Annotated in this window: 7 protein-coding genes; 2 read left to right on the plus strand and 5 right to left on the minus strand. The window is 42.9% G+C overall.

All coding sequences use genetic code 11. The annotated features are described in order from the left end of the window. Positions 1–15 precede the first annotated feature (15 nt). From BSCG_RS06790 to BSCG_RS06780, 5 genes are all read right to left on the minus strand, one after another. On the minus strand, positions 16–789 hold the full coding sequence (locus tag BSCG_RS06790) for a phage antirepressor KilAC domain-containing protein (protein ID WP_008776847.1): 774 nt from the start codon (positions 787–789) through the stop codon (positions 16–18). A gap of 48 nt (positions 790–837) precedes the next feature. Next, positions 838–1,083: a hypothetical protein gene (locus tag BSCG_RS30940; RefSeq protein WP_004313785.1), complete on the minus strand. Its 246-nt coding sequence runs from the start codon at positions 1,081–1,083 to the stop codon at positions 838–840. Positions 1,084–1,150: 67 nt separating this feature from the next. Then, positions 1,151–1,903: a DNA cytosine methyltransferase gene (locus BSCG_RS28985; protein WP_008776848.1), complete on the minus strand. Its 753-nt coding sequence runs from the start codon at positions 1,901–1,903 to the stop codon at positions 1,151–1,153. Positions 1,904–2,002: 99 nt separating this feature from the next. Beyond that, a complete protein-coding gene (locus BSCG_RS06785) occupies positions 2,003–2,350 on the minus strand; it encodes a hypothetical protein (RefSeq protein ID WP_004313787.1) in 348 nt (115 codons plus the stop codon). Between the two features lie 12 nt (positions 2,351–2,362). Continuing rightward, entirely contained in the window at positions 2,363–2,683 is a 321-nt protein-coding gene (locus BSCG_RS06780; protein WP_004308054.1) for a helix-turn-helix domain-containing protein, read from the minus strand. A 1,616-nt stretch (positions 2,684–4,299) separates the two neighbouring features. On the opposite strand from BSCG_RS06780, the gene BSCG_RS30575 reads away from it, so the two are divergent. Together BSCG_RS30575 and BSCG_RS06775 are read left to right on the plus strand one after the other, a co-directional pair. Further along, positions 4,300–4,437: a hypothetical protein gene (locus tag BSCG_RS30575; protein ID WP_231106135.1), complete on the plus strand. Its 138-nt coding sequence runs from the start codon at positions 4,300–4,302 to the stop codon at positions 4,435–4,437. Between the two features lie 12 nt (positions 4,438–4,449). Next, a partial coding sequence (locus BSCG_RS06775) for a SusC/RagA family TonB-linked outer membrane protein (RefSeq protein WP_241762160.1) occupies positions 4,450–7,496 on the plus strand: 3,047 nt, incomplete at its 3' end.

Below are 7,496 nucleotides of genomic sequence, written 5' to 3' on the forward strand. Positions count from 1 at the left end.
GGTCTTATATTCCGGCTATACCAGATAAGCCTCAAAAAGATAATGTATGAATAACCGGCCCTTTTCCGTCCAGACCGTCAACATGGCCGTGCCTGTTTCTCCTGTGCGGCTTTCCCATACATGGGTCCGGGTTGCCGTATAGCCTTGATTCTGGTAAGGAGCTTTGAGCAGCCACTGACCGGATTGACGGAACTGGATGCCTGCCCATCGGAGCCGCTTGTTCAACATTCCGGCAGTCATTCCCAATTCTTTCGCTATCTGTGTGGTCGTGTAGGTGCTTTGGGATTGCAGGACTTTGTCGTAATACTGAACTTTTGGGGCCTGTAGCTTGAGTTTCAGGATAGCATAGTTGTTCTCCTTCTCCAATGCTGAAATACGGCTGTCTCGCTCTTTTATACGGTTCTGTGCGAGCAATATGGCACGCGCAAGCAGTTCATTATCCGTTTCGCCATTCTTCTTAAGAAGATAGCCACCGTTCTTTAGTGTTTCGGGAACCAGTTCATCAAATATCCAGCTTTCGAATTTCTCAGCGGAAGGCAGCTTGCTACCGGCAATCAGCCGGTATACGTTTCCTTCGCTGATGTACTTGATTTTCTGGACGGCACTGCGTGTAGGGGTGTCGTAAACCACGACACCCATTGGTTTACAATGTCTTACGACGGCATCTCTCGGATTGGAGTAGCCAAGTGCGGCGGCAACATCCGAGGCGCAGAACCATATTTTCCCGTCAATTTCCAGTGTCCGGATGCGTCCGAACTCGGGATGTTCAAATATCAATACTTTATTCATGACTGTTTAATTTATAGGTTTCTTCTATTGCTTTAAATATCTCGTAGACTACCTGGGGGACGATAGCGTTCCCGTATCCTTTAATGGATGCCTGTCTTCACCGAGAAAAGGAGATACCGTCCAATCGGGTGGAAAGCCCATCATCTCGGCTACAAACAGGGGATTGAGTTGGAAACTCTTTCCAGTCCGGGCGAAGAAATCCGGAAGGCTGTTCTTCTGTGGTATCTTTCCCCGTTTCTTCAGGTTCTCCAGTGAAGGTGCGCCTTTCCAATCCCGCGCTGTCGGTGTCGGCATCACTTGTCCTTCTGCCAGCCATTGTAGGATCGATTCTTCCAGATTGTTCCCGTCCGTGTTTTCCAGCTCAGTATTGTCCGGTATCGGTTCCGGTAGTATCCCGTAAAAGTCCAGAAAATCCGTCAGGCCGTTGGGATTCTTCTCTCCGGCTATCTGGGCATGGGGTGAGGATAAATTCATCGATTTCCATTTCCTGACTCTTTCGGCATGGTGTATCTCTGTTGCCACTGGCGTTGGCAGAAGCATTCCATGGATTATCTCCGGTAGTCCCTGCTGCCTGCTGCCCGGCCCCCTGCGCTTGTAGTCCTGTGCCGTCACGGTGGGCAATAAACCAAACTCTATCCCGTCTGTGAGGTGCACCGACGGAACAAGCCGGTATAAGTACCGGCTGGACGGAATATCCTTCGCGTTCAAGATCACGGCAAATGGTTTCAACAACATATTGCTGTCGTCTTTTAAATACAGGCTCACTCTCTCCGAATAGAGTGGATTGACTTCCCACTTCAGTCTCCTGACCGGGCTGTACCATCGTGAGGATGCCAGCAACGTTCTCACCAATGACCCAATCGGGCCTGATCTCATGTATGGCCCTGAGCATGTGAGGCCAGAGATAGCGGTTATCATCCGCTCCCTTTCTTTGGCCTGCGACGGAGAATGGTTGACAAGGAAAACCTCCTGTAAGGACATTGATTTTTCCTCTCCATTCCCTGAAATCTGTCGTTGTGACATCTGTATAACTTTTCGCATCTTTAAACCAGTAATTTAGAATGGTATTACAAAAATCGTCTATCTCGCAATGGAAGGCATTCTGCCATCCCATTCATTCGGCAGCCAGGTCTGGGGCGCCGAATCCACTAAACAGGGAAGCGTGTACCAGACGCTTCCGCTGTTTCTTGTCTTGCTCTTCTTCTTTCATTGTTTATTCATTATTTAGAGGTTCGAGGTTCATTACTTTTTTGTCGATCTTACGATAGATGCTCCCCATCTCCAGCATATTTTCCAATCGGAGCAGGTCCGTGATTTCATAGACGGTCATCCCTTTCTGTGTCGTGAAGCGGATATATCCTTTCTGTCGCTGTATCTCCACTTCTTCGGGAGTCATGTGCAGGACTTCACAGATTTCCTGCAAGGTCAGGGTAAGGCTTACTTCCTTAACTGTGTAGATGTAAGTCAGGATGTTCAGCATCTGGAGGCATTTGCGGTGTGATTTGACGAGTGCTGCGAATTTGTTTCGTTCTATGACGATTACTTTACTTTGATTTTCCATGTGAATTTTTATTTATGAGTTAATAGAATCGGATATGAAATCTTCGTTTAGACATTCTTCTCTCAGGAATTTATATACGTCAGAAGCCCAGAAGTAAATCTTGCCGCTGAGTTTGAAAAATGGGAGTTTCCCGGAATTACGCCAGCGGATCAGTGTCCGGTCGCATACTTTCAGCATCAGGCGCATATCCCGGCTGTCCAGCATTTGCTTACCGTTGAAACTGGTTACTGCTTCCAGAGCCGTTTCCAGCTTGGCAATCAGTTTTCGTTGTTCCTCAAAGTTGTCCTTTATCATTGCTTTGAGTATCTCAATATCATTTCTGTTCTCTTCCATACAATATTCCTTTGTTCTAATGGGTTATTTTTCTTTCTTCGGTTGCAAAGTTTTCAAAATTAGGCATGAAAAAATAGGGCTGACGGTAACCGCCAGCCCCACATTTTCCTTGTAACTCACTTGGTATCAATGTGAATTTTCAGAATATTTTTTCTTCATCAGGATAGAAAGGGGAATACACGCAATTCTCCTTCTTAAAAAAGAGACTGATAGAATGACAGAGGATATCGGATAAAAAAAGGGCTGACAATTAATTGTCAACCCTTCTATAAATATGCTATGATTAACTTGGAAGCATCAAAAACATTGCTTACCTTTGTGTTACAGAGATATTTGAAATTATGCAGAGCAATGCAATGTGTAGCTGAACTTCCACTACTATATCGTTACCTGCATCTTTATAAAAACACTTTTAATCGCTGATTTATAAAAGATTAAAACGAACTACACTCTTTTAAGCAATGAAACAAAGTGTTTCAAGGCGGGAAACTATTTGTTTCATACGCTTGAAACAAACTGTTTGCAGGTTTAAAACAAAATAAAACTGCCGTCAACCGGAAATTAGCACCTAAGTAATCAGACACTAATACTCTATCTCTAGGATATTAATACCTGAATTGTAGAGTATATATACGCAACGTGTTGGACATATATATCCAACACGTTGCGCATATATGCCCTGTATATTGGATATATATGTCCTTAATCTATATGAAAGACTCTACATGGTGAAGGAGGTGAAGGATACTTTCTTCTGTATTTTGTGCTTTATGTCACTGTAAACCGTTGACTCATAGCTGTTCAGCTGAAGGTGAAACCTGTGAACCTTCTAAATGCTTCTTAATAGTTGTATATTCGTTTTCAGAAATTTAGTGTTGAGTTTATAGCTATGAACCTGGTTCCAGTTTTCTACCCTTTTCTCCATCCTTCTCCATTTTTTATTTATAAATAAGTACCTGTTAAAATAGCTTCTTATCATCAGTTCTCTATCCATAAAGTTAATGATATTGATAAATAGGTGTTATTTAGTCAAAGGAAATGAGTAGTGTATATTGCAATATCGATTAGAGAAGGAGAGAAATGAAAACCGAGTTCTTAACGAACTTGGTTTTATTTTGATATGAAAACGAATGCCTTATTATTTTTAATTCTTAATAACAACAAAAGAATCGTTTAGAATATCATTATGGTGAAGCAAAAGTAGAATAAAATGAAATATTACGCAAGTAAATCTACTAAAATATTTTAAAACGGGATAGCTGGATTGTTGTGTTTTCTGGCAACAAAATGGGATAACAGTTTTATCAACTTGCCTTTGGTATCAAAATAAGTATTTATTATATAGCAATTTACATACAAATCGTCTCAAACTCAAAGCGGTGCGAGTGTATGGATGACTGTTTTATCTAAAATGTCCTTCCAAGTTGTGTTTCCAAGCATAGGTAAAACCAAGTTCGTTAAGAACTCTGGCAAGTATTAACCTAAGATAAAAATAGAAAAGCCTATGGAAAACTAAACACACAAATTGCCTGAAACATGGTGTCAAATAATATATGAAGGCACCATAAAACCTTAGAAATTCTAACTTACTAATGTCTAACTGAATAAATTAAAGTATGACAAGAAAAACTAACCGATGCCCGGCCTTTATGGAAGGACGGGGAACACGTTGCCTGAAAATAGCAGCAGTTGCTACTTTATTGTTATGGTGCACACAACCTATGCAAGCAGTAGCTAATACTAATGAAACATAGGAAACTGCTGATATACAGCAGCAAAAAGTAAAGACTACAGGTGTTGTAGTGGATGAAAACGGAGAACCTCTTATTGGAGTCTCTGTAAAGGTGCAAGGTACTGCCACAGGTACTGTTACTGATCTCAACGGACGCTTCTCTATTGATTCCCCCAAAGGAGCAGTTCTCTCACTTTCGTTTATTGGTTATAAAACTATTACCGTGAAAGCTGATGGGACACCCCTTAATATCGTTATGAAAGAAGATTCGGAACAGCTCGACGAAGTAGTCGTTGTAGGCTACGGACCACAAAAAAAAGTAAATGTAACCGGTGCGGTAGGTATGGTCGATGCGAAAGTGTTGGCTGCACGTCCTGTAACCAATGTGGCGCAGGCCCTACAGGGTACAGTGCCAGGCTTGAACTTCACGGTAGGAAGTGAAGGTGGAGCCTTGGATGGTTCGATGAGTTTTAATATTCGTGGTGCAGGAACAATCGGTGATGGTTCCGGGTCGTCTCCACTTGTGTTGATTGACGGTATCGAAGGTAATCTTAATTCGTTGAATCCGAATGATATAGAAACGGTTTCTGTTTTGAAAGACGCTGCTTCTGCCTCTATTTATGGAGCGCGTGCTGCTTTTGGTGTTATTCTGATTCAGACCAAGAAAGGGAAAGCGGGTAAAGCCAGAGTCAGTTATAATGGAAATGTCCGTTTCAGCGACGCGGTATCAGTGCCTGAAATGATGGACTCATATACTTTTGCACAGTACTTTAATCGTGCCGCAGAGAATGCGGGCAGATCCGGTGAGGCTCCGTTCTCATCCGAGCAGTTACAGAAAATAAAAGATTATCAGGAGGGAAAGATAACATCCGTCACAACACTGAATACGAATAATAACCGTTGGAACAATTATGGCGGAGCGAATGCCAATACGGATTGGTTTAAAGAATTCTACAATGACTGGGTGCCATCTCAAGAACATAATCTAAGTATTTCGGGAGGTAATGAGAAAATCCAATTTTCATTGAGCGGTAGTTTTATGGACCAGAACGGTCTGTTGCGGCATGGTGAAGATAATTTGCAACGTTATACAATGAACAGCACCATTACAGCGCAGATCACAGATTGGTTCAGAGTGAACTATTCTACCAAATGGACACGTGAGGACTTTGACCGACCCTCTTATCTGACCGGGCTATTCTTCCATAATATCGCTCGCCGCTGGCCCACCTGTCCGGCTTACGATCCTAATGGCTATCCCATGAATGGTGTGGAAATTACAGAATTGGAGGATGGTGGCCGACAAACCAACCAGAAAGACTTGAATACTCAACAGTTGCAGTTTGTGTTTGAACCGGTCAAGAACTGGACAATTAATATCGAGGGTGCTCTAAGAACGGAAAACAAAAATGAACATTGGGAAGTATTACCTATCTTCTCTCATGACGGTGACGGTAATCCGTATTCTATACCATGGGGAAGTTATGGAGCCGGCAGTTCCGTTGTGAACGAATATAATTATAAAGAGAATTATTACAGCACGAATATCTATTCCGATTATTTTAAACAATATGAAAGCGGTCATTACTTTAAAGTGATGGCAGGTTTTAATGCGGAGTTGTATAAGACAAGAAGTTTGTCGGGGCAGAAGAATACGCTGATCTCCAATTCTGTGCCTACACTGAATACAGCAACGGAATCTCCTACTACTTCCGGTGGATATGCACACAATGGGGTAGCCGGATTCTTCGGGCGTATCAACTATAATTATAAAGAACGCTATCTGATAGAGTTGAACGGTCGTTATGACGGTTCGTCCCGTTTCATTAATGACAAGAGTTGGGGATTTTTCCCGTCATTGTCAGTCGGATGGAATATAGCACGTGAAGATTTCTTCAGGAATATAGCCGATAAAGCTCATATTGATGTATTGAAATTAAGAGGTTCATGGGGGCAGTTGGGTAATACGGATACTAAGGATGCATGGTATCCTTTCTATCAGACGATGCCACAAGGCACTGATTATAACTGGTTGGTGAATGGAAAAAGACCGAATTATGCAAGCCTACCCGGTATCGTCTCCAGCTTGAAGACTTGGGAAACGATTGAAACCTGGGATATCGGTTTGGACTGGGGGCTGTTTAATAATCGCTTGACCGGTTCGTTCGACTACTTTGTGCGTTGGACGTATGATATGATTGGCCCGGCTCCGGAATTGTCTTCCGTACTGGGTGCTACTCCTCCGAAAATCAACAATTCCGATATGAAATCCTATGGTTTTGAGCTGGAACTGGGGTGGAGAGATATGATTGGTGATTTCTCTTATGGTGCTAAATTTACGTTAGCCGATGACCAACAGAAAATCACTCGCTATCCGAATGAAAACAACAAACTTTCCGAAGCATATTATCCGGGAATGATGAAAGGAGAAATCTGGGGATATGAAACGGTAGGTATCGCACAATCACAGGAAGAGATGGACGCTCACTTGGCCAAAGTGGATCAGTCTTCTTTGGGAAGCAAGTGGGGAGCAGGTGATATCATGTATAAGGATGTAGACGGCGATGGAGTGATCTCGACAGGTGAAAATACCACAGAGAAACCCGGTGACCGTGTGATTTTGGGCAATAATACACCTCGATTTAAATATGGTATCACGTTGGATGCAGCATGGAAAGGTGTCGATTTCCGCATATTTCTGCAAGGAGTGGCCAAGCGCGATTATGTGTTGAGCGGCCCCTATTTCTGGGGAGCCAATGGAGTGGACGAATGGCAGGCTACCGGATTTAAGGAACATTGGGACTTCTGGCGTCCGGAGGGTGACCCGTTGGGTGCTAATACAAATGCCTATTATCCACGCGTATTGAAAAGTGATTCGAGAAACATGGCAGTGCAGAGCCGCTATATTCAGAATGCAGCTTACTGCCGTATTAAGAATGTTCAGATAGGCTATACATTGCCCAAGCAATGGACAAATAAAGCCGGAATGTCTTCAGTTCGAGTATACGTGTCAGGTGACAATCTGTTGACATTCTCTCATATGTCCAAGATTTTCGACCCGGAGGCTTTGGAAAGCACTTA

It is taken from the genome of Bacteroides sp. 2_2_4 (assembly GCF_000157055.1).
Taxonomy (GTDB): domain Bacteria; phylum Bacteroidota; class Bacteroidia; order Bacteroidales; family Bacteroidaceae; genus Bacteroides; species Bacteroides ovatus.